Annotated in this window: 25 protein-coding genes; 20 read left to right on the top strand and 5 right to left on the bottom strand. The window is 41.4% G+C overall.

Annotated elements, in window-relative coordinates; translation table 11 throughout:
- Positions 1–227 precede the first annotated feature (227 nt).
- The 5 genes from MKZ02_RS00930 (at position 228) to MKZ02_RS00910 (ending at position 7,390) form a co-directional block, all read left to right on the top strand.
- The gene (locus tag MKZ02_RS00930; RefSeq protein WP_406909140.1) at positions 228–1,523 is read left to right on the top strand and encodes a Glu/Leu/Phe/Val family dehydrogenase; all 1,296 of its coding nucleotides are present in this window, start codon (positions 228–230) and stop codon (positions 1,521–1,523) included.
- Positions 1,524–1,741: 218 nt separating this feature from the next.
- Positions 1,742–1,990: a biotin/lipoyl-containing protein gene (locus MKZ02_RS00925; RefSeq protein WP_120036022.1), complete on the top strand. Its 249-nt coding sequence runs from the start codon at positions 1,742–1,744 to the stop codon at positions 1,988–1,990.
- A gap of 106 nt (positions 1,991–2,096) precedes the next feature.
- Entirely contained in the window at positions 2,097–4,226 is a 2,130-nt protein-coding gene (locus MKZ02_RS00920; RefSeq protein WP_340851395.1) for a sigma 54-interacting transcriptional regulator, read from the top strand.
- Between the two features lie 266 nt (positions 4,227–4,492).
- Positions 4,493–5,989 (top strand): aldehyde dehydrogenase family protein, encoded by a 1,497-nt coding sequence (locus MKZ02_RS00915; protein WP_340851394.1) that lies wholly within the window; start codon positions 4,493–4,495, stop codon positions 5,987–5,989.
- A 27-nt stretch (positions 5,990–6,016) separates the two neighbouring features.
- Positions 6,017–7,390 carry a putrescine aminotransferase gene (locus tag MKZ02_RS00910; RefSeq protein ID WP_120036024.1) on the top strand — a complete coding sequence of 458 codons (1,374 nt, stop codon included), beginning with the start codon at positions 6,017–6,019 and terminating at the stop codon, positions 7,388–7,390.
- Between the two features lie 249 nt (positions 7,391–7,639).
- Here the strand turns inward: MKZ02_RS00910 and MKZ02_RS00905 are convergent, their stop codons facing one another.
- Entirely contained in the window at positions 7,640–8,578 is a 939-nt protein-coding gene (locus MKZ02_RS00905; RefSeq protein WP_182917072.1) for a LysR family transcriptional regulator, read from the bottom strand.
- 261 nt (positions 8,579–8,839) lie between these two features.
- Between MKZ02_RS00905 and MKZ02_RS00900 the strand changes: the two genes are divergently transcribed.
- From MKZ02_RS00900 to MKZ02_RS00885, 4 genes are all read left to right on the top strand, one after another.
- Positions 8,840–10,141, top strand: a complete 1,302-nt coding sequence (locus tag MKZ02_RS00900; RefSeq protein WP_340851391.1) for an ArgE/DapE family deacylase — start codon at positions 8,840–8,842, stop codon at positions 10,139–10,141.
- A 63-nt stretch (positions 10,142–10,204) separates the two neighbouring features.
- The gene (locus MKZ02_RS00895) at positions 10,205–11,542 is read left to right on the top strand and encodes a flavin monoamine oxidase family protein (protein WP_340851389.1); all 1,338 of its coding nucleotides are present in this window, start codon (positions 10,205–10,207) and stop codon (positions 11,540–11,542) included.
- Positions 11,543–11,650: 108 nt separating this feature from the next.
- Positions 11,651–12,295 (top strand): GNAT family N-acetyltransferase, encoded by a 645-nt coding sequence (locus tag MKZ02_RS00890; RefSeq protein WP_340851388.1) that lies wholly within the window; start codon positions 11,651–11,653, stop codon positions 12,293–12,295.
- 64 nt (positions 12,296–12,359) lie between these two features.
- Positions 12,360–13,715, top strand: a complete 1,356-nt coding sequence (locus MKZ02_RS00885) for an APC family permease (RefSeq protein ID WP_340851386.1) — start codon at positions 12,360–12,362, stop codon at positions 13,713–13,715.
- 176 nt (positions 13,716–13,891) lie between these two features.
- Here the strand turns inward: MKZ02_RS00885 and MKZ02_RS00880 are convergent, their stop codons facing one another.
- The 3 genes from MKZ02_RS00880 to MKZ02_RS00870 form a co-directional block, all read right to left on the bottom strand.
- Positions 13,892–14,206: a DMT family transporter gene (locus MKZ02_RS00880; protein WP_340851384.1), complete on the bottom strand. Its 315-nt coding sequence runs from the start codon at positions 14,204–14,206 to the stop codon at positions 13,892–13,894.
- On the bottom strand, positions 14,203–14,541 hold the full coding sequence (locus tag MKZ02_RS00875; protein ID WP_120036031.1) for a DMT family transporter: 339 nt from the start codon (positions 14,539–14,541) through the stop codon (positions 14,203–14,205). The genes MKZ02_RS00880 and MKZ02_RS00875 overlap by 4 nt, the downstream gene beginning before the upstream one ends.
- A gap of 78 nt (positions 14,542–14,619) precedes the next feature.
- A complete protein-coding gene (locus tag MKZ02_RS00870; RefSeq protein ID WP_340851381.1) occupies positions 14,620–15,198 on the bottom strand; it encodes a TetR family transcriptional regulator in 579 nt (192 codons plus the stop codon).
- Positions 15,199–15,405: 207 nt separating this feature from the next.
- Between MKZ02_RS00870 and MKZ02_RS00865 the strand changes: the two genes are divergently transcribed.
- The 10 genes from MKZ02_RS00865 to MKZ02_RS00820 all read left to right on the top strand — a co-directional run bounded on the left by MKZ02_RS00865 (position 15,406) and on the right by MKZ02_RS00820 (position 23,927).
- Positions 15,406–15,948, top strand: a complete 543-nt coding sequence (locus MKZ02_RS00865; RefSeq protein WP_120036033.1) for a helix-turn-helix domain-containing protein — start codon at positions 15,406–15,408, stop codon at positions 15,946–15,948.
- Between the two features lie 18 nt (positions 15,949–15,966).
- On the top strand, positions 15,967–17,070 hold the full coding sequence (locus MKZ02_RS00860) for an ABC transporter ATP-binding protein (RefSeq protein WP_120036034.1): 1,104 nt from the start codon (positions 15,967–15,969) through the stop codon (positions 17,068–17,070).
- On the top strand, positions 17,063–17,866 hold the full coding sequence (locus tag MKZ02_RS00855) for an ABC transporter permease (RefSeq protein ID WP_120036035.1): 804 nt from the start codon (positions 17,063–17,065) through the stop codon (positions 17,864–17,866). Before MKZ02_RS00860 ends, MKZ02_RS00855 begins: the two co-directional genes overlap by 8 nt.
- Before the next feature lies 1 nt (position 17,867).
- A complete protein-coding gene (locus MKZ02_RS00850; protein WP_340851378.1) occupies positions 17,868–18,671 on the top strand; it encodes an ABC transporter permease in 804 nt (267 codons plus the stop codon).
- A complete protein-coding gene (locus tag MKZ02_RS00845; protein WP_340851376.1) occupies positions 18,668–19,741 on the top strand; it encodes an ABC transporter substrate-binding protein in 1,074 nt (357 codons plus the stop codon). The genes MKZ02_RS00850 and MKZ02_RS00845 overlap by 4 nt, the downstream gene beginning before the upstream one ends.
- Positions 19,742–20,359: 618 nt before the next feature.
- On the top strand, positions 20,360–20,713 hold the full coding sequence (locus MKZ02_RS00840; protein WP_120036037.1) for a lmo0954 family membrane protein: 354 nt from the start codon (positions 20,360–20,362) through the stop codon (positions 20,711–20,713).
- Positions 20,714–20,725: 12 nt separating this feature from the next.
- Positions 20,726–21,376, top strand: coding sequence for a PspA/IM30 family protein (locus MKZ02_RS00835; RefSeq protein ID WP_340851374.1), 651 nt, complete (start codon positions 20,726–20,728; stop codon positions 21,374–21,376).
- 99 nt (positions 21,377–21,475) lie between these two features.
- The gene (liaF, locus tag MKZ02_RS00830; RefSeq protein WP_340851372.1) at positions 21,476–22,219 is read left to right on the top strand and encodes a cell wall-active antibiotics response protein LiaF; all 744 of its coding nucleotides are present in this window, start codon (positions 21,476–21,478) and stop codon (positions 22,217–22,219) included.
- Positions 22,216–23,298 carry a sensor histidine kinase gene (locus tag MKZ02_RS00825; RefSeq protein ID WP_340851371.1) on the top strand — a complete coding sequence of 361 codons (1,083 nt, stop codon included), beginning with the start codon at positions 22,216–22,218 and terminating at the stop codon, positions 23,296–23,298. Before liaF ends, MKZ02_RS00825 begins: the two co-directional genes overlap by 4 nt.
- Positions 23,295–23,927, top strand: coding sequence for a response regulator transcription factor (locus MKZ02_RS00820; protein ID WP_120036040.1), 633 nt, complete (start codon positions 23,295–23,297; stop codon positions 23,925–23,927). Before MKZ02_RS00825 ends, MKZ02_RS00820 begins: the two co-directional genes overlap by 4 nt.
- Positions 23,928–23,930: 3 nt before the next feature.
- Here the strand turns inward: MKZ02_RS00820 and MKZ02_RS00815 are convergent, their stop codons facing one another.
- Entirely contained in the window at positions 23,931–24,101 is a 171-nt protein-coding gene (locus MKZ02_RS00815) for a hypothetical protein (RefSeq protein WP_340851369.1), read from the bottom strand.
- Positions 24,102–24,376: 275 nt separating this feature from the next.
- Between MKZ02_RS00815 and MKZ02_RS00810 the strand changes: the two genes are divergently transcribed.
- The gene (locus MKZ02_RS00810) at positions 24,377–25,552 is read left to right on the top strand and encodes an LL-diaminopimelate aminotransferase (protein ID WP_340851368.1); all 1,176 of its coding nucleotides are present in this window, start codon (positions 24,377–24,379) and stop codon (positions 25,550–25,552) included.
- The last annotated feature ends 16 nt before the right edge of the window (positions 25,553–25,568 follow it).

Genomic DNA, 25,568 nt, shown 5'->3' with positions numbered 1-25,568 from the left:
CAAATGTTATTGCCAGCAGATCCCGGCTTTTTTTGTTAGTTTAAAAGGTTTCTTTATGCGAAAAATAATAGGCTATGCAAATAAGCATAAAGCAGCAATGTAAAAAGAAAATTAGGAAGCTTCTAGAAGCCCGTCTCTTCAAGGGGAACAAGATTTTAAATTTTTTGAAGTTTTGGCACGGAAATTGCTTCTATAATAAGCAACAAATAAAAATGAGGTGTTATAAATTGGGTACGAATGTACAGACAGCAGAGACTAAGACAACAGCAGGACAGCATCATAAAGATAATCCGCAAGAGGAATTTAAGTTAATTCTAAAAGAAGCGGTAGAAATTCTTGGTTACTCTGAGGAAGTATTTGAATTTTTAAAAGAGCCGATGAGATTTTTGGAGGTTAATATCCCTGTCAAAATGGATAATGGCGAGACAAAAATTTTCAAAGGCTATCGTGCTCAGCATAATGATGCAAACGGACCGACAAAAGGCGGCATCCGCTTTCATCCGGACGTGACAGCAGATGAAGTAAAAGCATTGGCTGGCTGGATGAGCTTAAAATGCGGAATTACCGGACTTCCTTATGGAGGAGCTAAAGGCGGGATCATCTGCGAACCACGTAGCATGAGCGCAGGTGAGCTTGAGCGGTTAAGCCGTGGATATGTCCGGGCGGTGAGTCAGCTTGTCGGACCGACAAAGGATATTCCAGCACCTGATATGTATACAAATTCACAGATTATGGCATGGATGCTCGATGAATATGATCATATTAGAGAATTCGATTCACCAGGATTTATTACTGGGAAGCCGCTTGTTTTAGGTGGCTCAGAAGGACGCGAAACAGCGACTTCAAAAGGCGTTCTATATACACTGCAAATGGTCAGTGAATTAAAGAACATGCCGCTTGAAGGAATGAAAGTAATCGTACAAGGGTTTGGAAACGTTGGGGGTTACCTCGCGTACTACCTGCATGAATTAGGAGTGAAGGTAGTTGGAATTTCAGATGCTCTTGGTGCGATTTATGAACCTGAAGGTCTTGATATTCCGGACCTGCTTGGACGCCGTGATTCCTTTGGCATTGTTACTGGCCAGTTTGAAAATATAATTACAAATGAAGAGCTAATTGAGCAGGAATGTGACGTGCTTATTCCGGCGGCAGTTGGCGGAGTCATCACTACAGAGAACGCTGACAGACTGAAATGTAAGTTTATCGTTGAAGCGGCTAACGGACCAACAACAAAAGAAGCGATTCAAATGCTTGATGAGCGTGGCGTTTTAGTTGTTCCTGATATTCTTGCCAATTCCGGCGGAGTCATCGTTTCTTATTTTGAATGGTGTCAGAACAACCAAGGTTACTATTGGACAAAAGAGCTAGTAGAAGAAAGATTGAAAGAGAAAATTCATGCGAGCTTCTTGAACGTTCAGAATACTGCCGAACAATTTGGCATTAACATGAAAACTGCTGCTTATGTTGAAGGGATCCGCAAAATCGCTGAAGCTTCAGGATTGCGCGGCTGGATCAAGCTTTAATTAGCAGGAAGCCGTAAAGAGAGAATATAAGGGATGAGGTGGTTAAATCAGGGGATTCCGTCTAAGCATACAAAGCAAAATGATCGGGAAATCATTGGCAAAAGGCAGAGCAAATGGGAAAAGCGACGACGGAATAAAAGCTGATTTGGCCCGGGGAGGGTAAAAATAATTTTGAAAGCGGTTGTCCCACTTATATAAGGAAAAGGAGATGAGTACCATTGTTTGAAGAATTGATTACCAGCCCGTATAACGGAGTAGTTCAGCAAGTTCTTGTGAAGGAAAACGTAAGAATCTATGAATGGGAGCCGCTATTTATAATTAAGAACGAAAAAGGAGAAATGCTTCCAGTTAAAGTGGGTGTCAGCGGAGAAATTCAGTCGCTCGAAGTCCAAGAAGGGGACAAAGTCATTCCCGGCATGGTACTCGCTTACGTGAAGGAAGAATTAGTAGTAAGTGCTTGTGATTGATGAATAATCTAGTAGAGGAAGATGGTGTTTCCATCTTCTTTTTCTATTATTCTGTAAAAAGTTTGCTAAAATAATAGAAAGGGGACAGCTGAGAGGGGGATCGAAAATGTTTACGATTGATGAAAACAAATTAAATCCGATTGTTTCTATTCCGGTGGAAGATCAAGCGGATAACAGCTTCATAGACATTAGTGCAATCAAAGAACCATTTGTATTTATGAGTGAACATGGCAAGCTTACTTCTTACGTTCATTTAAAGAGTAACCGTCTGGCGCATAAAAGAGAAGTGACCTTCCAAACGCTGTTGTCTCAGTCCATTCCGATCGAACAAATCTATCATGTGAACAAAATTATTTCATTGCCTGTTATTTTTCAGGTGATCGGTGAGACGTTAACGATCATCAATGATGAAGAAGGGTCGCCGATTGGTTATTTAAAACGGGAAGAACTGCTGGCTGAGCTATTTAAACAAGAGGAGCAGGGAGTCAATTTATTTAAAACGCTGCTTACCTCTATTCCAATGGGAATGTTTGTAGTAGACAGAGAAAAGAAGATCATCAACTGCAACGATGCCGGGTTAAAAATGATAAAGTCGACTGCTGAAAAGGTGATGAATAAACCTGCAGAGTCTGTATTTGAGCGAGAGCATATTGAAAGTGTGTTTGCAACCGGAAAAACAATTTTAAACCAGGTGCAGCTGACAGATGAAATGGGCGTCCTTCTCGACTATTGTCCAATTTCAACCCAGGATCAGAAAATTGAAGGAATGCTAATTGTCGTTCAGGACATTCCTACTATTGAAGATATGGCAATGGAAATTGAAGATATTAAAAATCTTAATACGGATTTAAATGCTATTTTATCTACTATTTATGATGAACTGCTCGTGGTGAACAGCAAAGGTGAGCTCATCCGTTACAGTGAAAATGTAATCAGTGGATTTTGGGATACAGATTTACAAGACATGCTTGGGAAAAGCCTTCTTGAACTAGAGAAGAAAGGGATGTTCAGTCCTTCCGTGACGAGGCTAGTCATGGAAAAAAAGAAAAAAGTATCGATTGTTCAGGAAGCAAGAAGCGGCAGAAAGGTGCTGGCAGTCGGCAATCCTGTTTTTAATGAAAAGGGAGAGATTGATCGCATTATTATCGCTTCTCGGGATATTACAGAAACTTCTCGATTAAAAGATGAATTAAAAGAAATGAAAAAGATTTCTGAGAAATATAAGAAAGAGCTTGATACGTTTAAAAATCAAGATCGAACGCTAAAAAAACTAATGTATCGCAGCCCGAAAATGGAAAAGATTATTCTCCAGGTAAAGAAGATAGCCGAGTTTTCTTCTACCGTATTAATAACAGGAGAATCCGGGGTCGGGAAAGAAGTAATTGCCCAGGCGATTCATCAACTTGGACGTCGCTCAGAAAAGCCATTCTTGAAGCTAAACTGCGGGGCCATCCCGGAAAACTTGCTTGAAAGCGAACTGTTTGGCTATAAAAAGGGAGCCTTTACTGGCGCCGACAAAGAAGGCAAGGACGGATACTTTAAAATGGCTGATCAAGGCGTGCTTTTCCTCGATGAGATCGGTGAAATGCCCCTTCATTTGCAGGTCAAATTGCTGCGCGTATTACAGGAGCAGGAAGTTATCCCAGTCGGCAGTACCGTCGCTGAGAAAGTGGATGTGCAAATTATTGCGGCCACCAACAAGAAGCTTGAACAAATGGTAGAACAAGGAACGTTCCGGGAAGACTTATTTTACCGACTGAATGTTATCCCGCTTCATATTCCTCCTCTGAGAGAGAGAACAGAGGATATTTCAGTACTTGCTTTTCATTTTCTCCAGCAGCTTAATGAAAAGTATGATAAAAGTTTTTATTTAACACCTGATGCCATCAACGTGCTTGAATTCTATTCGTGGCCGGGAAATGTGCGTGAACTGCAAAACATTATTGAGCGGCTCGTCGTTTCTGCTGATGATCAGGCGATAGATGCTGAATTTGTCAGCCAGTTTTTATCGCTCGGTTATGATTTTAAAAAGGCACGGCCAATTATTACAAGGGTCGTTCCGCTGCAGGAGGCGCTTGAAGATGTGGAAGAGCAGCTGATTGTACTCGCCATGAAGCAATATAAAACAACGACAAAGGCGGCTAAGGCGCTTGGAGTAAGTCAGTCATCCGTGAGCCGTAAATATCAGAAGATTATGAGCAGCAGAAAATCTGACAATGAAGCGTCTCTTTATTAATTGCAAGCTGTTCAAAAGCTAGTGACTCACTGCTTTTGAACAGCTTTTTTTATATGTGGCAAAAATGTGTCTAAAAATGCTTATTTTCATCAATTTATTCATAAATTCATACATTATGCTAAATTGCATAAGAGCGATAAAACTCCAAATTTTTGTATGGAATAAAAAGCTTGATAGCACGCAGTTTTCAAAAATATTTTAAATATTTCAACTTGGCACGATAATTGCATTATATAAAGCAAACGGAGAATAGGAGGATGAAAAGCATGTTAGAAACGCAGGCTGTAAAAACTCTTGATTTGAAAATGTACATTAATGGGGAATGGACAAACTCCAGTGACAATAAAACACGTGAAGTATTCAATCCAGCTACTGGTGAAGTAATCGCTCATGCGGCTGAAGGTACTGTCGCAGACGCCAGAGCAGCTATTGCTGCTGCCAGGGAAGCATTTGAAAGCGGTGTCTGGTCAGATCTTCCGACTGTTGAACGCGCTGCATACTTATTGAAAATTGCAGACAAAATCGACGAAAAAGCAGAAGAGCTGACAGCACTAGAAACAATGAATAATGGTAAGCCACTTCGCGAAGCAGAAGGTGACATGGCAGATGCTGCAGCTTGTTTCCGTTACTATGCTGGTATGATCACTCAACCGGACGGCGAAACGTACCATGTAGCGGACCCAATGCAAGCGATGGTTGTGAGAGAGCCAGTTGGCGTATGCGGATTAATTGTTCCTTGGAATTACCCAATGCTTATGAGTGTTTGGAAAATCGCTCCGGCGTTAGCAGCAGGAAACACAGTTGTTTATAAACCTTCTGAAGTAACACCGGTTACACCGACAAAATTAATGGAAATTATCGAAGAAGTAGGCGTGCCAAAAGGCGTTATCAATATGGTACACGGCGCGGGCCCTGTTGTTGGAAATGAAATTGCTTCTCATAAGGATGTAGACATGGTGTCTTTCACTGGCGGTACAAAAACAGGAAAACACATCATGAAAACAGCTGCCGATACGATGAAGAAAGTTTCCTTGGAACTTGGCGGAAAATCACCAAATATCATTTTTGCTGATGCTGATTTTGAAGTGGCAGTAGATTACGCATTGTTCGGTATTTATTGCGGGTCCGGCCAAGTATGTTCATCCGGTTCAAGAATTCTTGTAGAAGAAAGCATTTATGATAAATTCATCGAGCGTTTCACAGAGCGCGCGAAACAAATTCAAGTGGGCAATGGAGCAGACCCAGAAACAGAAATGGGACCGCTTGTCAGCCAGCAGCACATGGAAAAAGTATTAAGCTACATTGAAATCGGTAAAGAAGAAGGAGCTCGCTTGCTATTCGGTGGAGAGCGTTTGACGGAGAACGGACTGGATAAAGGCTTCTTCGTAGCTCCAACAGCGTTTGCTGATACAACACAAGACATGAGAATCGTTCAAGAAGAAATTTTTGGGCCGGTAGTAGCGATTCAAAAATTCAAAGATGAAGCAGAAGCTATCCGCTTAGCCAACGATACGGATTATGGTTTAGCAGGTGCTGTATTTACTATTGATGGAGCGAAAGCACTTCGTGTGATCAAGAAATTGCGTGCGGGTATTACATGGATCAACTCCTACCATCCAACTTACAACGAAGCTCCTTGGGGCGGTTATAAGCAAAGTGGTATCGGCCGCAGCTTAGGAACATACGGATTGGATGAATTCCAAGAAATTAAACAAATCAACATCAACTTAGAAGTAGAACCAGTAGGCTGGTTTAAAAACTAATCAAAAATTGCAGGAGTGGAGATATAAATGAGTACAAAAACAGAATTGAAAAACAACGAGCAAATGGCACAAGTGAACGATTATATTAAACAAGTACTTGATATGATCGAAAAACAAGAGGTAACAGCAGAAGAAGCACAATGGGTAACAAAAGAAACAGTTGATAACTTCCGTGACCACGTCAACCCAGGCTTCCTTGCTTATCGTAAAACAGTAACAGAAGGTGGACAATTCGCAGCAGTTGAATGGTCTGACGAAGGTTCTTGTTTTACTGATATCAACGGCAAGAAGTACATTGACTGTCTTGGCGGCTTCGGTATTTATAACGTTGGCCATCGCCATCCAAAAGTTGTTAAAGCTGTAACAGATCAATTAAACCGTCAAGCTCTTCACAGCCAGGATTTACTTGATCCGCTTCGTGCGATGCTTGCTAAAATTTTAGCAGACATTACACCTGGCGATTTGCAATATTCTTTCTTTACAAACAGTGGAACAGAAAGCGTTGAAGCAGCATTGAAGTTGGCAAAAATGTACAGCGACCGCTCTACGATCATTTCAACAACACGCTCTTTCCACGGAAAAAGCTTAGGATCGCTTTCCGGTACTGCTAAAGGGGTATTCCGTAAGCCATTCCTTCCATTGATTCCTGGATTCCGTCATGTGCCATACGGTGACATCGACATGATGAGAAAGACGTTTGAATCTTGTGCCCTTGTTGGCGAAGATGTAGGCGCAGTAATCTTGGAACCAATTCAAGGTGAAGGTGGTATCATTATTCCTCCTGCCGGTTACTTGAAACAAGTAAGAGAATTGTGTGACGAGTATGATGTTGTCTTAATTTTTGATGAAGTACAAACTGGTATGGGTCGTACAGGAAAAATGTTCGCAGCTGAGTTATACGAAGTAACGCCTGACATCATCTGTCTTGCAAAAGCATTCGGCGGCGGTGTAATGCCAGCTGGAGCAGTTGTTGCAAACGAAAAAGTATTCAAAAACTTATTCGACAACCCATTCATGCATACAACAACATTCGGTGGTAACCCACTTGCTTGTGCGGCAGCGATCGCTACAATTGGCGTACTAATCGAAGAAAATCTTCCAGAAAGAGCAGCTGAAGTCGGCGAGTACTTCTTGAAAGGCTTGAAAGAAGCTGCTGCTGAGCATGGAGATAAAGTGTTAGAAATTCGCGGCCAAGGCTTAATGATCGGTATCGAGTTCCATAAAGATGAAATCGGCTATGAAGTATCAAAAGGCATGTTTGACCATGGCATCCTTGTAGCTGGTACACTAGTTAACTCAAAAACTATCCGTATCGAGCCGCCATTGACAATTAGCTATGAAGAAGTAGACACAGTAATCAATACATTTAAAGAAGTATTGGCTCAAGTAGCTGTACAATAAAAAAGAACCCCCCGGTCCTTGTACCGGGGGATTTCTTTTGATCTTAAATGAAGCATATATAGATGATCATCTATCAAAGTCATTAAAAATATATATTTCACTTTATTTGAAATCCGATATACGATAAATATATTAATTTTTATAAAGAGAGGTGGCTTTCTCGTTTGTTGAGTTCATTACTTGTAGTAACTTCTGATTTATTACGTATGGAGAATGCTAGTTTGACAAGTGCTGTTACCAGCTGAATAGTTATATGAAATTATTCATTAGATAGTTTGGATTCACGCTCGCATTAAGTTCTTTAGAAATTTGAACTACTTGCTGAAGAAAATGCTCAGTAGTTGCACTTCTAAATCTGCCTCTTAAAGTAATAAGCTCTAAACTGGATGTTAAAGAGGGAGATTCAATATCTTTAAATACAGGTAATCCCCCGCTGAATGGAAGGTATTTGTAAGAATTCGGTAAAAAGGTTACACCAACTCCTTTGCTGGCCAGAATTACCATAGGTAGCCCTTGGGTTCCCCAATACTTTACTTTTGGGGTAAATCCTACTTGTTTACACATCTTAATGATGTAGTCAGACAAGCCAGAGCCGGTAGTAGTAGTGTTTAGCAAAAAGTTCTCTTCAGCAAAATCTTTTAAATGCAGTCGGTCTTTTCTAGCAAAAGGGTGTTCGCTGTGAAGGCAAGCTACTATAGGTTCAGTAATAATAGAATATGTCTCAAAAATTTCTTCTGAAAAAGTAGTTCGAACAATAGCTGCATCCAACTGATTAGACAGCAATTGCTCTGATATATATTTAGTGTTTCCTTCAATGACATGGACTGTAACATTAGGAGCAGTCTTCTGCATATTTTCAACTATTTTCGGGATAATAATCAAATTTGCCGCTGTGGAACAGCCTACTTTGATTTCCCCGCGCATTCCTCTAGAAGCTTCATTTACTTCAACGAGCATATCGTCGACTGAGGTAATAACATTTTTGGCTCTTTTATAGAGTAGATTTCCTACATCAGTGAGTATCAGCCTTTTGTTTTCTCTTTTAAAAAGCAAAACACCCAGCTCCTCCTCAAGCTTCTTAATCATAATGCTTAAAGAGGGCTGAGAAATATTTAACTTTAGAGCAGCAGCAGAAACTCCTTGAGCTTCCACAACTGCCACAAAGTATCTAAGCCGGTTAATATCCATAGTAAGATTTATTTCTCCTTTCCCAAATAGCATAAATAATGGGCGATCGTACCGCTGCTTAAGAGAATTCTCTCACAAGCATATCTATATAAGCATTGTCTGGATATGCTTATGAAAATTGCAAGTAAGCCAATTTATATCAACAGTTATCAGAATAATTATAACATTTAATCTATTTTTAAGCTTTTAATTAGATTGGGCTGGAAGAGCAAATAAGGACTTTCCGCATAAAGAAAAATCAGGTGGTGAAACAAACAAAATATGAACATTTACCGAGAAAAGATCGAGCAATATATAGACAAAAATCAAGAACAATTAATAGAACACATACGCAATGTTGTGAAAATAAAGAGTGTCATTGGCGATGAGGAAGAAATGCAAGAATATATGAAGAGAATTTATCAAGAAATTGGATTGGAAATACATGAAGTGACTCCTAATTATCACAAGCTTGCAAACCATGAAGCGTTTGTTGATTCTGGCATTCCGTTTGAAAAACGAAAAAATATCATCGGTTTGTATAATGGGACAGGTGATGGAAGATCACTTACATTACACGGCCACGCAGATGTTGTTTCACCCAACCCTTTAGAAAAGTGGACGAAGCCACCCTGGGATGGAAAGATAGAAGGAAATAAGCTTTACGGGCGTGGATCGGCGGACATGAAGGGCGGATTGATTGCTAATTGGTTCGCTTTAAAAACACTGATAGATTTGAACATACAGTTAAAAGGAACGGTTCAGCTTCATAGTGTGATTGAAGAAGAAGCAGGAGGCGGAGGCGGAGCGCTTGCGTGTTTAGAGGCCGGATATATAACAGACGGTTATATTTCAACGGAACCCCACAATTTAAATGTAACGATAGCACATGCTGGAATTTTGTATTTCAGAATAAAGGTCATTGGCAAGACGGCTCATGCAGGCTTAGCCCACGAAGGCGTGAACGCTATAGGCAAGATATACAAAATTTATGATGCTATGGAGGCACTTAACCAGAAAAGAGCGAAGGAAATACATTTTGAGCTGTTTAATAAAGGCTCCGGCCAGTCGGTTCATTTGAATCAGGGAACACTTCATGCAGGCGATTGGGTTTCCAATGTAGCGGGACACGCAGTCTTAGAGTGTCGGATTGGGTTTATTCCTGGTGAGAGCCGGAAAGACATTAAAAAGCTAATACATGAAACGATTGAGAAAGTGATGAGAGAGGATGAATGGATGCAGCAGAATCCACCCGAAATCGAATGGTTTGGCTGGTCAACAGAGCCTTGGTATCAAGACCCGGAGGATGAGTTTGTCCAATCATTTGTCCAGACAGCTTCTAGCATTTTAGGGAAGCCAACGAAAATCATTGGCCGGGCCTCCGGGAACGATGCCCGTTTTACTCAGTATTACAACAAGCCGGGCATATGCTTTGGACCAAGGGGGAGTAACATACATGGTCCGGATGAATTTGTTGAATTGGATAGTGTCGTTAAAGTTGCTAAAGTGTTGGCGAATTATATTGTTGAATGGACGAGCAGCCCTCAGCTAAAAAAAGCCGACCAAAAGCCAGTTTTAAAGTAGAGCGTTTTTTGTATTAAAAAGCATGCAGAAAATTGAGATAGCAAAGAGGCGGAGGGATAAATAATGGTTCAGCAAACTGATTCGAAACAATATGACGCTATTATCGTTGGAGGGGGATTTACAGGTTTAGTTGCAGCCCGTGAGCTTAGTATGCTGGGACACAGTGTCACTTTGCTTGAAGGGCGGGATCGTTTAGGAGGGCGTACTTGGACTGATCACCAATTAGGAAGCAATCTCGAAATGGGCGGAACTTACGTTCACTGGTACCAACCTCATGTATGGACTGAGCTGACCCGTTACGGCCTTGAAGTGTACCAAGCTCCATCTGCTCAGAAAGCGTATTGGATTACGGGGGAGAAGGTACACTCAGGAACTCCTCAAGAGTTGAACTCTATAGTAAAAGAAAGCTTTGAGCGTTTGATGAGCCAAGCGAACAAACATCTTCCTCTTCCTCACAGTCCCTTACAATCTTCTTCTTTGCGAGAGTTAGATGGAAAATCAGTGATGGAATACCTGGAGAGTTTTACTCTAGCACAGGAGGAATATGACTTTTTAAGCAGCTTGTTAGCAACTGATTTTAATGGGTCACCGGAAGAGGGAGCCCTTACCCAGATGTTTCGCTGGTGGGCTTTTGCCAATGGAAATCGTTATGTCTTTGCTGATACGGTCTCAAGATTCAAAATAAAAACAGGAACCCGCTCACTTATCAATTCGATCGCAGATGATATTGATGCAGACATACAGCTATCTGTAGCTGTTGCTTCTATAGACCACACAGGTGATTATGTGGAAGTTCATACAGAAGATGGCCAGTGTTATGAGGCGAGAGCGGTTATTGTTACTGCTCCATTAGCGACATTAGATAACATTCAATTTAGACCGGAACTATCGAAAGAAAAACAAGCTTTTATAAACGAAAAGCAAGTCTCAAAAGGAGTTAAAGTCTGGGCACGCGTGAGAGGAGAGATGGAACCTTTTGTTGCTTATGCCCCTTCAGAGTATCCTCTTAACTCCGTTCATCTGGATCATACAGTTGAAGGTGACAGCATTGTAGTTGGATTCGGCCCTAATGCTGATCGCTTAGATCCTAATGATCGATATGCAATAGAGAAGGCATTGCAATGCTGGCTCCCTGATATAGAAGTGGTTGAAAGCGCGGGCCATAATTGGGCAGCGGACGAATTCTCCCGGGAAACCTGGTCGATGCTGAAGCCAAACCAATTAACCTCTTATATTGAAGAAATGAGACGCCGGGAAAACGGGGTATTTTTAGCAGGTGCAGCCTATGCAAATGGATGGGGAGGATTTATTGATGGAGCGATTGAAAGCGGCATTACTACAAGCAGAAGAGTAAGTAAATATATTGCTGCAAGCAAAGCTTGTCCATCCTACAATTTGTAAAGCTGATAAACCGGCAGAAACTTCTCTGAAGATCAGGCCTTTTATTTTTTTTTAAAATCCTCCATTATTTCATATTAATGAAATTTAACGGAAAAGGGGTAGCGGTTAATGTCAAAGTCTAAATTGGAATCAGAAATAACTGTTCATAATATTGGATACGAAGATATAGATGAGGTGGTAAACCTGTCCCAGGTAGTATTTGGACCGAGAATAGCATATAGGCGGGAGCAATTGGAAAGCCAATTGGAGATTTTCCCTGAAGGGCAAACCTGTATTAAATATAAAGAAAAAATCGTAGGCTCTTGTTCAAGTGTGATTGTTAACTTTGATGAATATGGAGTGCAGCATTCCTTTAAAGAAATATCAGATGAAGGATTTATTCAAAATCATAATCCGAATGGGATAAATTTATATGGAATTGACGTTACCGTTCACCCCGATTACCGTCAAATGAAGATTGGAAGGCGATTATACGAAACACGCAGAAATATTTGTCGGCAGTTTAATCTAAGAAGTATTATGTTTGGAGGCCGAATTCCTCACTATTACAAATACGCTGATAAAATGCCTGTAGATAAATATGTTGAATGCGTGATCCAAGGAAGTATTTACGATCCTGTACTCACATTCCAGCTGAGAAATGGCTTTACTGTAAAAACCATCATGAAAAATTATATTCCTGAAGACGAGGCTTCTTTAAAGTATGGAATATTAATGGAATGGTTAAATGACCATTATACTCCGCGTAATTAAGTTTCCCAAATAACAATTATTCATGAGAAATGAAAACGTTTCCGTGTATGGGAGGGAGTGCAGTATGAATACGAATGAGAGTAAATTGAAAAGGACACTTAAATTAAGGCATATTTTAGTTCTTGGGCTTGCCTACATGTCACCTTTTGCAGTTTTTGATACGTTTGGTATCATTTCTGAACTGACAAATGGCCACGTTCCTGCATCCTATGTGCTTGTTATGATTGCAGTATTGTTCACCGTTTTCAGCTATAGCAAAATGGCCAAGATATATCCTTCCTCCGGCTCGGCGTACACTTATACAAGACGAACAATAAATTCTGGTCTTGGTTTTCTTGTAGGATGGGCGGTTTTGCTTGATTATCTTTTTCTGCCTATGATCAATGCAATGTTTACCGGTATCTACCTTTCGGCTGTGTTTCCAACTGTTCCTTCATGGATTTGGGTTCTTGGAATGGTTATTTTAATTACGACGATGAATATTGCTGGTGTGAAGATCGCGGTTTCTGCTAATACACTTATGGTAATTTTCCAAGCGTTAATCGCTGCTATTTTTATTTTTCTGACAGCACGTTCTATTATTGTAGGGAATATCGGGTACTTTTCGTTTAATCCTTTCTATTCAGAAGCAATGAATTTCTCCACCGTCTTTGCAGGAGCATCGATTTTAATGTTATCGTTTCTAGGATTTGATGCTGTTACTACATTGTCAGAGGAAGCAGTCAAACCAAAAACAGATATTCCCCGAGCCATCTTTCTGGTCGCTTTTCTTGGAGGCATTTTCTTTTTGGCAGTTTCCTACTTTATGCAGAGCTTATTTCCTAGTGTAGGGGCATTGGTGCAAATTTCTCCTGACATAGAGGAAGCCTCTCCAAATATTGCTCTTTATATAGGTGGAAGTCTTTTTCAGGCTATTTTTCTTTCTGGGGCACTTACAGCCTGTATTGCATCCGGTCTGGCTGGACAAACGAGCGCCTCGCGTTTACTGTATGCGATGGGACGGGACGGCATTTTATTTAAAAGAGTTTTTGCTTATATCCACCCCAAGCTGGCAACACCGGTCTTAAATATTGTTTTAACGGGAATTTTAGCGTCTTCAGCATTGTTTCTCAGCTTACACACAGCCACATCGTTAATTAACTTTGGAGCTTTTACGGCTTTTGCATTCGTAAACTTGTCTGTTGTTTTTTACTATTTCAAAAGAAATAAAAGTCATACTATGCGCTCTGTGTTTAGTCATGTTGCTGTTCCTTTTATTGGCTTTTCACTTAATGCTTATTTGTGGTACAAACTGGATACCGCTGCTATGACACTCGGATTATCCTGGATGGCAGTCGGATTTATTTACCTTTTAAGTGCGACTAAATTCTTTACAAAAGCTCCACCGGAATTTAATTTTGATGAATCGGCGGCTGGCTGATGGGATTAATGAAGCATAAAGAAATAGGCAGTTAGGATAAAAATACTTCAAGCCCTTCTCATTTGTGTTCAATTGTTGGCACTTTTGCCCAGCAGGCTTTTTGAACTTGACTCTAAATTAAGTAAAAAGTGTCAGTATCAAGGTGCATAAAAGCATTCTTGATACTGACACTTTTTTTAAGAAGTAAATTTCAATCCGGCTACACCCAGCATAATAAATAGAAGCGAGAGAAGTTGAAATTTATTCAATTTCTCTTTAAACCAAATAATGCTGACGAGAGTAATACCGACTGTACCGATGCCGGTCCAGACAGCGTAAGCAATCCCTGCAGAAAGCTCTGTCATCGCTTTTGATAAACAATAGAAGGAGAAGATAAAGCCAATCACCATGACAGCAATCGGCCACTTTCTCTTTGTGCCATTTACATATTTCATTGCAATCGTTGCAATGACTTCTTCAAAGCCAGCTAGAACTAAAAAGACCCAACTCATTGATATTCACCTCGACTTTGGTCTTTCTGTGTTGATGTGGATAATTTCATACCCGCTACTCCCGAAAGCAGCAAGACAACGAATATTAACTGGATGAGGGAGAACGGTTCTCCTAAATAAATTCCCATAAAATACGTGCCTGCTGTACCAATGCCGACAAAGACAGTGTAGGCAGCGGCCAGCGGGATCGTTTTATATGAACGGATGAGCAGAAGGAAGCTAGTAGCAATCAGCACGGTGATGACTGCCCAATCCGTTAGAGAATCGGCATGCTTCAAACCTGTCGCCCATACGATTTCCAATAGACCTGCAATTAATACAATAAACCAACTCAATGTAAGCACCTCATTTATGAATGAATGTCATTCATTTTTTTGTTAAAAATTGAAACGCTTGGAAAAGCGTTTCGATACTTAGCGGGAAAGGGAGCGCTGTAGAAAAGAAAAGGTTTCCTCTTTACAGGCGGCTAAATCTCTTTTTTCTTCAGCGATATAAAAGCGCTCGGCAGCATTCTCAATTAAGTTAATAATAAGACGAGCCGTCCAATTGATATCAATGTCAGCAATGATTTCTCCCTTGCTGGCGGCTGACTGTAAAACTTCCTCTAGCCAATCATAGTAGGGAGTATAGATTGTTTCCCATTTTTCCATTGAATGCACAATGGCAAGGCCAGAGTAGCACAAAATAATAACCTCTTTGTAAGACTTCGTTAACTCAAACGTTTCATCGATAAGTGTTCGCATAATCTGCCAAAAGCCATTTATTTGTTTTGTTTCACTCTTAATTTTCTCTAGTGTCAAACTGAGCAAATCCTCTGCGATGGCAGGAATTAAATCTTTTTTTGAAGGAAAGTACAAATAAAACGTTCCCTGAGCAACGCCTGCCCGTTTAACAATGTCAGTAATTGAGGTTTGGTCGAGCCCTTTTTCAGAAATTACCTCGATCGCTGCCTGAAGAATTTTATTGTATTTGCCATCACTTTTTACCCGCATAGTAAATCCTCCAATAATAATGACTGAATATCATTCATTTTACAGTAATTTCTTATTGCTGTCAAGGCGTTGAAAAGTATAATTTTTGCTTGAGATTTCGTATATATACATTATAATGAGAAACTAGGTGTAAACTTACAGTTTTATAAAAGTAAACTTCATTTACTGAAAGTTTACTAAATATAAACAAAATCGAGGATTAAGAGGATGGAAATTGGGAAGAAAATTAAAAATTTAAGGTTGAAAAAGGGATTGACACAAGAAGAACTTGGAGAAAGAACAGATTTGAGCAAGGGGTATATTTCCCAATTGGAACGGGATTTAAGCTCACCTTCCATAGAAACACTCTTTCACTTGCTGGAAGTGTTAGGATGCTCTCCGAAAGACTTTTTTGATGAGGATAAGCGAGAACAGAAGGTTGTCTATGGAGAAGAAGATCAAACAGAGTATCTTGATGAGGAAAGAGGATATGAAATCCAGTGGCTGGTGCCTGAATCGAATGAAAAAGAGATGGAGCCGATTAAGCTGATTCTTCAAAAAGATGGAGAATTTAAGCGATTCGAACCATCACTGGCCGAAACATTTGGTTACGTGATGAGTGGCCGCATCAAAGTGCTGCTAGGCAATCAGGAATATGTGGCCGAGGCAGGAGAAGCGATTTATTTCCATTCATCCGAAGAGCATCAGATTATTAATGATTTTGATGGCCCATCTGAACTCATTATGACAGTGACAAAGTCTTACTTATAACAGAAAAGGGAGGGTATTATGGAAAAAGAAGTCATTATTCGCTTTGATAATGTAACGAAGCGCTATGATAACGATGCAGTTGTGTTGGATCGTGTAAGTTTTGAAATTGAGCGGGGGAAGTTTTATACACTTCTCGGGCCTTCCGGTTGTGGAAAGACAACGATTCTTCGGTTGATTGCCGGCTTTACGGAAGCATCAGAAGGAGACATTTATTTTAATGGCAAAAGGATTAATCAAGTACCTGCGAACAAGCGGCAAGTGAATACGGTTTTTCAAGACTATGCCCTTTTTCCGCACCTAAATGTCTATGAGAATGTTGCTTTCGGGCTGCGTATAAAAAAAGTCAAAAAAGATGAAGTGGATCGCAGAGTAAAAGAAGCCCTTCGTTTTGTCAATTTAAGCGGTTATGAGAATAGAGAAATTACAGAAATGTCCGGTGGGCAGCGACAACGGGTGGCCATTGCTCGGGCCATTGTAAACGAGCCAGAGGTTATTTTGCTGGACGAGCCGCTGTCTGCATTGGATTTAAAGCTGCGCACAGAAATGCAATATGAGCTGCGTGATTTGCAACAGCGTCTAGGCATCACTTTTATTTTCGTTACGCATGATCAAGAAGAAGCCCTGGCTATGTCCGACGAAATATTTGTTCTCCATGAAGGACAAATCCAGCAAAGCGGTACACCGACAGATATTTATGATGAGCCGATTAATCGCTTTGTAGCCGATTTTATTGGAGAGTCTAATATCGTGCCTGGCAAAATGATCAAAGATTTTGAAGTAGAATTTGCAGGGAAAGTATTTGAATGTGTCGATCAGGGATTGAACCCAAATGAATCGGTGGAAATAGTGATCCGTCCGGAAGACTTGGAGATTACTTCATGGAATGAAGGTAAAATTCAGGTCAAGGTAGATTCTCAGCTGTTCCGTGGTGTTCACTATGAAATGCTTTGTTATGATGAAGCGCAGAATGAGTGGCTTGTTCACTCAACGAAGAAGGCAGTGGTAGGCGACAAAATCGGACTTAGTTTTGAACCGGAAGCTATTCATGTTATGCGCCTCGGCGAAACAGAAGAAGAATTCGACAAGCGATTAGAATCATATCAAGAGGCCGGTCATGAATAACAAGACGCGACTGGTTTATTTGCTGCCATATATACTTTGGATCGGCCTGTTTGTCGTTACGCCTATTTTGCTCGTTATCTACTATTCTTTTTTTGATTTACACGGAAACTTTACCTTTGCCAATTATGAAAAGCTATTTACCTTTGTTTATATAAAGATGATTGCCAGCTCGTTCTGGTATGCATTTTTAATTACGTTGTTTTGTTTGATTATTGCTTATCCAGCGGCTTACTTTATTACGAAAACAAAATATAAGCAACTGCTTCTGTTACTTGTCATTTTGCCGTCGTGGATTAACTTGCTACTGAAGGCCTATGCTTTTCTTGGCATCTTTAGCACGTATGGAGCTGCAAATAATTTTCTTGAGCTAATCGGCATTGGCGCACATCAGATTTTATTTACTGATTTTAGCTTTGTATTTGTCTCAGTCTATATTTTCATTCCATTTATGCTGCTGCCTATTTTTAATGCGCTCGATAAGCTGAATCCTGCTTTGATAGATGCTTCGCGTGATCTTGGAGCTTCTGCATGGACAACGTTTCGGAAGGTCATATTCCCGCTTACGCTCAGTGGTGTAAAGTCAGGGGTGCAGGCTGTATTCATTCCGGCTCTATCCCTATTTATGATTACCCGTCTAATTGCCGGCAACCGAGTGATCACGCTCGGCACAGCGATTGAACAGCATTTTCTTGTCACACAGGACTGGGGAATGGGATCAGCCATTGCTGTATTTTTGATTATAACGATGGTCGTCATTATGGTTGTGACCGGAGCAAGAAAGCGGGGGATTCAGTAAAATGAAAAAAAAGACTGCTTGGCCAAGAGTCTATTTGGCTTTTATCTTTATCATTTTATACGCCCCTATTTTCTATTTAATGTTTTATTCATTTAATAGCGGCGGTACAATGAATAATTTCGAAGGATTTACACTGGATTGGTATAAGGAGCTCTTTGGTGATAAAAGACTGCTTATTATTGTGTTAAATACGATAATTATCGCTCTTTTGTCTGCAGCTATTTCCACAATAGTCGGGGTGATTGGGGCTCTCGCGATTGTATATATGAGACAGAGGACGGTAAAGCAAGCACTTTTATCCCTGAATAACGTCCTCATTGTTAGTCCTGATGTTATTATCGGTGCATCGTTTTTGATTCTATTTACAATGGTAGGAATTAAGTTAGGTTTTGCATCTGTGCTGTTATCGCATATTGCCTTTTCCATTCCGATCGTAGTCATTATGGTGCTTCCTAAACTGGAGGAGATGAGCAGCTCTTTAATTGATGCTGCGCGTGATTTAGGAGCGGGGCATTGGGATGTATTGTCAAAGGTTATTCTGCCATATATTTCACCAGGCATTTTTGCTGGTTTTTTCATGGCACTCACATACTCTCTTGATGACTTTGCTGTCACCTTTTTCGTTACCGGGAATGGCTTCAGCACATTATCCGTTGAAATTTATTCATTAGCTCGTCGAGGTATTTCTTTAAATATTAATGCGTTGTCCACGCTATTATTCTTGTTTACGATCATACTTGTGGCCGGTTATTACTTTATTATGCAGCGAAACAGCCGAACGGCTGGGGCGGGGGTGCGAAAATGAATAAGTTAATACGCGCATTTATAGCTATATTTGCTATCGCTTTTTTATTGATGTACGCTGTTTCGGCACTGAATGGATCAGACAAGAAGGTAGCGGGCAATACATTAACGATCTACAATTGGGGGGATTACATCGACCCCAAACTGATTACTCAGTTTGAAAAAGAAACCGGTGTTAAAGTAATCTATGAAACGTTTGATTCCAACGAAGCGATGATGACCAAAATTGAGCAGGGCGGCACTGCTTACGATATCGCGGTACCTTCTGAGTATGCAATTGACAAAATGAAAAAGGCAGACCAGCTGCTTCCGCTCGATCATTCGAAACTGCCAAACTTAAAATATATTGATCAACGATTCATGGATCTTCCGTTTGATCACGGCAACAAATATTCGATCCCTTATTTTTGGGGAACAGTCGGCATCATTTACAATAAAGATTTGTTGAAAGGAAAAGAGATCAAAGCGTGGAATGATCTGTGGAGCCCGGAGCTGCGCAACAATATTTTGCTTGTTGATGGAGCCCGTGAGGTAATGGGCATGGGGCTCAATTCCCTTCATTATTCATTGAACGATAAGAACAAGCATCATCTAATTGAAGCGAAGAAAAAGCTTGATCAATTGACGCCTAATATTAAAGCGATCATCGGTGATGAAATCCGTCTGCTGATGGAAAATGATGAAGCGGCCGTTGGGGTTGTCTGGTCGGGAACTGCTTCGGAAATTATGTGGGAAAAGGATAATCTGGAATATGTGGTACCAGAGGAAGGGTCCAATCTTTGGTTTGATAACATGGTCATCCCAAAAACAGCCAAAAACCTGAAAGCAGCCCACCAATTTATCAACTTTATGCTTGATCCGAAAGTCGCTGCGCAAAACGCAGAATATGTAGGCTATTCTACGCCGAATCAAAAGGCTCTTCAGCACATGCCGAAGGATGTCGTTAATGACAAACGTTTCTATCCAAGCCCGGAACAAACGAAGCATCTAGAAGTGTACGAAAACTTGGGAGCCGATATGCTGGCTTACTACAACGAGCTGTATCTTGAATTTAAAATGCATAAAAAATAATAAAAAGCGTCCGAATGCTGTTTCGGACGCTTTTTTGTTGTCCAGCTACAGGCGCTATCAGCTCGAGGACACAAGCCTGTCCGTCTAGAAGGTCAAGAGCAACCTTCTAGCTGGCCCGTCTTGTGATAAGCAAGCGCCTTCCACTTTTCTTTGTCCAGCTCCGCCTCCTTAGGACTCGAGGTCATATGCCAGCCTGACTGTGTGGCTGAAGAACACCACTTCGTCATCCTGTCATATGCTTGTCGTCCCAGGACAGTCGTCTCCGCTTTTCTTGTCCAGCTCCGCCTCCTTAGGACTCGAGGTCATATGCCAGCCTGACTGTGTGGCTGAAGAACACCACTTCGTCATCCTGCCATATGCTTGTCGTCCCAGGACAGTCGTCTCCGCTTTTCTTGTCCAGCTCCGCCTCCTTGGGACTCGAGGTCATATGCCAGCCTGACTGTGTGGCTGAAGAACGCCACTTCGTCATCCTGTCATATGCTTGTCGTCCCAGGACAGTCGTCTCCGCTTTTCATTGTCTCGGTCTTAAGGATGAGGGAAAGTTCCATCCGAAGCTCGTTATAGGAAAAGGGAAAGCGAGGTAAGATGAAATCAAGATATCGAAGGGAGGAAAAAATAATGAAAAAGGTGATGCTGTTTTGTATAGGAGGGCTTGCAGCTATGGTAGCCATTGCGAGTGCCGGTCCGGTTCTTGGCCTCGTAGCATGTGCAGCCATTATGTATGTGGCATGGAAACAGTACAGACAAGCACATTCCAAAGGGGTCAAAATTTTTTGGGGAGCAGCGGGAATTATCGCGTTCCTGGCAGCGGTCGGCAATGTGCCAGCTTTGCTTGGCGTCGCAGCTTTAGGTGTCCTGTATGTTGTGTATAAAAAATGGCAGGAAGAGGATGAAGACTTTGTTGCAGCAGCAAAAGAAGAAGATCCATTCGTCAATTTCGAAAAACAATGGAGCCAACTAAAAAATAAATAAGGAGAGATTAAGATGACAGGAATCTTTGCGAAAATTAAACGGACTGTAGAGGCAGAATTGTTCGACATCGTAGAAAAGAAAGAGCAGAAAAATCCAATTGCTATGTTAAATCAGTATTTGCGTGAAGCACAGAAAGAGACCGAAAAAGCAATGAAATTGTTAGAACGGCAACAATTATTGAAAAAAGAATTTGAACGCGAATGGCAGGATGCTGTTCGTATGCAGGATAAGCGCTTGAAACAGGCTGCACTCGCTGCTGAAGCGGGGGAAAAGCAGTTGGAAGAGTTCGCTGTAAGAGAAGCAGAGATATACAAAGAGAGAGCGGCTCGTTTGCAGCACTCCGTTTCTATCGCGGACGAACAAATCATAAAGCTTGAACGTCAGACAGAAGAAATGAAGCATAAATTGAAAGATATGAATGTGCGCCGCCTTGAATTAATGGGCCGGGAAAATGCAGCAAGAGCTCATTACAGCATGAGTAAAGTGTTGGATGAAGGATCAGGGAATAATCATCCGTTTGGCCGGTTTGAAGAGCTGGAGCAATATATTGATGAGTTGGAAGGCAAGGCGAGCAAGAAGTATGAAACGACATTAATGGACGCCCGTCTTGCAGAGCTGGAAAGACAATTTTATCAGCAAGAAAAGAACACACAGCAAGCATAAAACATGCTATGATTAACAATTGAAGAGAGTGAAACAAACCCGTGATTGCGGGTTTGTTTCGCATTGCAGCGTTGCTAATTCGAGGAAGGAGGAAAAAGAATGTCACCATTTAAAAGAACAGATATGCTTACTATGTTTTTACTTGCTGCTTTGATCATCATTTTAATTGAGGCGACATTTTTCCATAATGATTTTGTGTTTTCCCTCTTCTTCGGAGCAGCAATGATTTACTTTGGGAGAAAATGGAACAAAAGCTGGTTTGGTAAGCTATTGTTTTGGTTTGGCGTATTTTTATCAATCATGATGATTCTTAGCATGAGCAGTTTACGGATGCTTGTTCTTGCTGGTTTGATTTATATGCTGTACCGCTTCTTCCAATCGAAAAAAGAACCGGTACGCTTTTCTCTATCACCCGATACTGTGAGAGAGATGCCGATGGAGCCCGGTGAATCGATTAAGCACTCTTTTCTAAAAAATAAGTTGTTTTCTGTTCAATCTACACCGGAGCATTCATATGAATGGAAGGACATCCATATTCAAGGGGTGCTCGGCGATATTACTGTTGATGTAAGCAATACAGTGCTACCAAAGGGAACGGCGGTTATTTCCATCAGGCAAATGATCGGAAAGGTGAAAGTAGATATACCTTATGAAGTCCCCGTTCGTATGCGCTTCGCAACCGTTATAGGAAATGCTCATTTGTTCCAGCGTTTTCCCGTTCCTCTTTGGAATGATACGCTATATTTTGAAGATGAACATCATAGCGAGCAGGAAGGGGCAGAAACAACAATTATTCTTCTCATTTCCACGGTTATTGGCGATGTGGAGGTGAATCGGGTGTGAATATTTTTGCTAAGCAGATTCGTCAAGTTTTTTTAGCTGTTCTTTTTGTGGCAGGAGTGATCATTGCCGCTTTTGAAACGAGCTTTCCGCATCCGACATGGCGGGCTTACTTTGAACAGAAGCTATTTGAGCTTCCTCTTGCTGTATTTATAGCGGCGGCCATAGTAGGGACAGCTTTCCTATTTGGTGCATTATACGGATGGGGACAATGGACATCTTTAAAAACACTTGATCGAAGAATTGACTCCCTCATTTCTGGTAAAGACAAAGAGGAGAAAGACAGCATGCTGCCAGCCGACTTTTCGAACATTGAGCAAAAGTTTCAACAGCTTGAGCGTGTCATCATTGAACAGAAACAAGCAGCCCGACGTCTCGCTAGAGAAAAAGCAGAGAGCCAGGAAACGCTCATCCAGGAAATGGTTTCGCAGGAGCGGCAGCGGCTTGCAAGAGAACTGCACGATTCGGTTTCCCAGCAATTGTTTGCGGCTTCCATGATGATGTCGGCCATTAATGAAAATCGTGAATCTGCACCGTCCATAGAAACGAAGCAGTTAGCTATGGTAGAGGAAATGATTCAGCAGTCGCAATTAGAAATGCGAGCGCTTCTTTTGCATTTACGGCCTGTACCATTAAACGGCAAGTCTTTAAAAGAGGGGATTGACGATCTCCTCGTTGAATTAACGCAAAAGGTTCCGTTAGCTATTCATTGGACGACAGAAGAAATCTGCATGGACCGGGCAATGGAGGATCATCTATTTCGGATTGTGCAGGAATCGATTTCTAATACGCTGCGCCATGCCAAGGCTAATCGGTTGGACGTACTGAATGTGTGGCGTGATGGTTTCATTATTTTGCGGATTAGTGATGACGGAGTTGGTTTTGATCAGGAACAGACAAAAATGGGGTCCTATGGATTGCAGAATATGCATGAACGCGCAATTGAGATTGGCGGAACATTAAAAATTATTTCATTGCCTTCCCAGGGGACGAAGCTGGAGGTTAAAGTTCCGTTTGCAAAACAGCACTCAGATCAAACACAAATGGAAAAATCAGAAGAAAAGGTGGAAACGAACGAATGATAAGAGTTCTTCTCGTTGATGATCATGAAATGGTGCGCATTGGCGTGTCTGCCTATTTAATGGCCCAGCCGGATATTCAAGTAGAAGCTGAAGCGGAAGACGGTGAAAAAGCGGTGACGGCTGCTCTTGAACTAAAGCCTGATATTATTTTAATGGATCTGGTCATGCCGAAGATGGATGGAATTGAAGCGACCAAACGTATTACAGAAAAGTGGCCTGAGGCCAAAATCATCATCGTAACCAGCTTTCTTGACGATGAGAAGGTCTATCCTGCTCTTGAAGCAGGGGCTGTCAGTTACATATTAAAAACATCAAAAGCCAGCGTAATTGCTGATGCAATCCGCAAAACATATAGCGGGGAGCCAGTGCTTGAACCGGAAGTAACAGGGAAAATGATGAAGCGCATGCGCCAGGGTCAAAAGATGCCGCTTCATGAAGAGCTGACCGAGCGAGAGCTGGAAGTTTTGCTGCTTATTGCTCAAGGAAAATCCAACCAGGAGATTGCTGACGAGCTGTATATTTCTTTAAAAACAGTGAAAACGCACGTCAGCAATATCCTGTCCAAGCTGGAAGTAAACGATCGGACACAAGCGGTTATCTATGCCTTCCAAAATCGGCTTGTTCACTAACATCTACGGAATCAAGTCACCAATCGAGCGGAACAGAAAGCGGATGAACATCCATAACATCCGAAGTGGCCATAAGATGATATCAAGCAAAAAGTTTTCAAATAAAGCTTCGAATAACTCAGACGCTCCTTCACGAGAGCGTCTTTTTTTCTTTTTATTTGACGACTTGGACATCTTCTTCATCCTTTACTCAGTTTTTTTGTATATACGGATGAAAGCCCAAAAAGTTTCCAGCTGCCGTTAAATTTTCACGGATGATAGAAGTGGATGCCAGACAATCCAGTCTGGAATACTTCTTTTGTGAAAAGTATACGGATTTTTTCGATAATTTTCCGGGCATTTTTGTACAAAAAGACCATAGTTTATAAATGTAAAAGAAGATAAAGTAAAAGCATGAAAATGTTTACTAATTAAACAAGACGAATGTGAAGGGGTGGTGATCACTTTTCATGCGCTATCAATCGCAAAGAATCTCACAAATTCCCCCGTATATGTTTGCCGAATTCAATAAGAAGAAACAGATGATGCAAGAGGCTGGAGTGGATGTAATTGATTTAGGAATAGGGGACCCGGATTTACCAACGCCGCAGCATATAACAGATAAGCTGATAGAGGAAATGGCTTATCCGGAGAATTTTAAGTATCCGAGTTTCATTGGCTGCCTGGACTTTCGAAAGGCAGTAGCTGAGTTTTATAAGCGGGAATTCAACGTTGATTTAGATCCGGAAACAGAAGTGCTCGCTCTGATCGGTTCCAAGGAAGGGCTGGCCCATTTAGTGCCCACAATGATTGATCCCGGAGAGATTGTTCTGGCGCCGGATCCGGGTTATCCTCCTTACCGTATGGCGGTTTCCCTTGCAGGCGGAAAGTTACATACGATGCCGCTGCTGCAGGAGAATAACTTTGAGCCTGATTTTCAGAAGATTCCTGAAAATGTCGCTGCAGAAGCAAAGCTGATGTTTTTAAATTATCCGGGCAATCCAACGGCAGCTACTGTGGACGTTAATTTTTTTCGCAAAGCTGTGTCATTTGCCAAGCAGCATGAAATCGTTATCGCTCATGATGCTGCTTACAATATGGTTACTTTTGAAGGCTACAAGGCACCGAGTATTTTGCAGGCAGAGGGGGCGAAAGAAGCTGTTGTTGAGTTTGGCTCCTTATCCAAGACATACAGCATGACCGGCTGGAGAATTGGCTATGTTGTCGGCAATAAAGAGGTCATTAAGGCCCTATCGATTTACAAAAGCAATACCGACACCGGTCAGTTTATTCCTATCCAAAAGGCAGCCGCCCATGCTTTGGCGGGCAGCCAGGATTGCATCAAGGCAAGCAACGACGTGTATGCGGAACGAATGAAGGCAATGACGGCTGCTTTAACATCTATTGGCGTGAATACAAAACCGACGCGTGGCACATTTTTTATTTGGGCACCGGTACCGGATGGATACACGTCAGCTGAATTCGCAAACCGTGTGCTAGAAAAAACAGGCGTCATTATCACGCCGGGTCATGCATTCGGGGAAAGCGGTGAAGGGTATTTTCGTCTTTCGCTGTCTGTTCCGACTGACCGGCTCACCGAAGCCATTAACCGCATGAAAAAAGAGCTCACTATTATTACAAATTAAGAGGAGAGATCATGAC

The sequence above is a fragment of the Pseudobacillus sp. FSL P4-0506 genome, assembly GCF_038003025.1.
Lineage (GTDB): Bacteria > Bacillota > Bacilli > Bacillales > Domibacillaceae > Pseudobacillus.
This window is presented reverse-complemented; position numbering and strand designations above follow the sequence as displayed.

Excerpts from the sequence above, each read along its gene's own strand:
- MKZ02_RS00920 (WP_340851395.1), top strand. The coding sequence starts at position 2,097 with ATGTTTACGATTGATGAAAACAAATTAAATCCGATTGTTTCTATTCCG.
- MKZ02_RS00915 (WP_340851394.1), top strand. The coding sequence starts at position 4,493 with ATGTTAGAAACGCAGGCTGTAAAAACTCTTGATTTGAAAATGTACATT.
- MKZ02_RS00910 (WP_120036024.1), top strand. The coding sequence starts at position 6,017 with ATGAGTACAAAAACAGAATTGAAAAACAACGAGCAAATGGCACAAGTG.
- MKZ02_RS00905 (WP_182917072.1), bottom strand. The coding sequence starts at position 8,578 with ATGGATATTAACCGGCTTAGATACTTTGTGGCAGTTGTGGAAGCTCAA.
- MKZ02_RS00900 (WP_340851391.1), top strand. The coding sequence starts at position 8,840 with ATGAACATTTACCGAGAAAAGATCGAGCAATATATAGACAAAAATCAA.
- MKZ02_RS00895 (WP_340851389.1), top strand. The coding sequence starts at position 10,205 with ATGGTTCAGCAAACTGATTCGAAACAATATGACGCTATTATCGTTGGA.
- MKZ02_RS00890 (WP_340851388.1), top strand. The coding sequence starts at position 11,651 with ATGTCAAAGTCTAAATTGGAATCAGAAATAACTGTTCATAATATTGGA.
- MKZ02_RS00885 (WP_340851386.1), top strand. The coding sequence starts at position 12,360 with ATGAATACGAATGAGAGTAAATTGAAAAGGACACTTAAATTAAGGCAT.
- MKZ02_RS00880 (WP_340851384.1), bottom strand. The coding sequence starts at position 14,206 with ATGAGTTGGGTCTTTTTAGTTCTAGCTGGCTTTGAAGAAGTCATTGCA.
- MKZ02_RS00870 (WP_340851381.1), bottom strand. The coding sequence starts at position 15,198 with ATGCGGGTAAAAAGTGATGGCAAATACAATAAAATTCTTCAGGCAGCG.
- MKZ02_RS00865 (WP_120036033.1), top strand. The coding sequence starts at position 15,406 with ATGGAAATTGGGAAGAAAATTAAAAATTTAAGGTTGAAAAAGGGATTG.
- MKZ02_RS00860 (WP_120036034.1), top strand. The coding sequence starts at position 15,967 with ATGGAAAAAGAAGTCATTATTCGCTTTGATAATGTAACGAAGCGCTAT.
- MKZ02_RS00855 (WP_120036035.1), top strand. The coding sequence starts at position 17,063 with ATGAATAACAAGACGCGACTGGTTTATTTGCTGCCATATATACTTTGG.
- MKZ02_RS00850 (WP_340851378.1), top strand. The coding sequence starts at position 17,868 with ATGAAAAAAAAGACTGCTTGGCCAAGAGTCTATTTGGCTTTTATCTTT.
- MKZ02_RS00845 (WP_340851376.1), top strand. The coding sequence starts at position 18,668 with ATGAATAAGTTAATACGCGCATTTATAGCTATATTTGCTATCGCTTTT.
- MKZ02_RS00840 (WP_120036037.1), top strand. The coding sequence starts at position 20,360 with ATGAAAAAGGTGATGCTGTTTTGTATAGGAGGGCTTGCAGCTATGGTA.
- MKZ02_RS00835 (WP_340851374.1), top strand. The coding sequence starts at position 20,726 with ATGACAGGAATCTTTGCGAAAATTAAACGGACTGTAGAGGCAGAATTG.
- liaF (WP_340851372.1), top strand. The coding sequence starts at position 21,476 with ATGTCACCATTTAAAAGAACAGATATGCTTACTATGTTTTTACTTGCT.
- MKZ02_RS00820 (WP_120036040.1), top strand. The coding sequence starts at position 23,295 with ATGATAAGAGTTCTTCTCGTTGATGATCATGAAATGGTGCGCATTGGC.
- MKZ02_RS00815 (WP_340851369.1), bottom strand. The coding sequence starts at position 24,101 with ATGTCCAAGTCGTCAAATAAAAAGAAAAAAAGACGCTCTCGTGAAGGA.
- MKZ02_RS00810 (WP_340851368.1), top strand. The coding sequence starts at position 24,377 with ATGCGCTATCAATCGCAAAGAATCTCACAAATTCCCCCGTATATGTTT.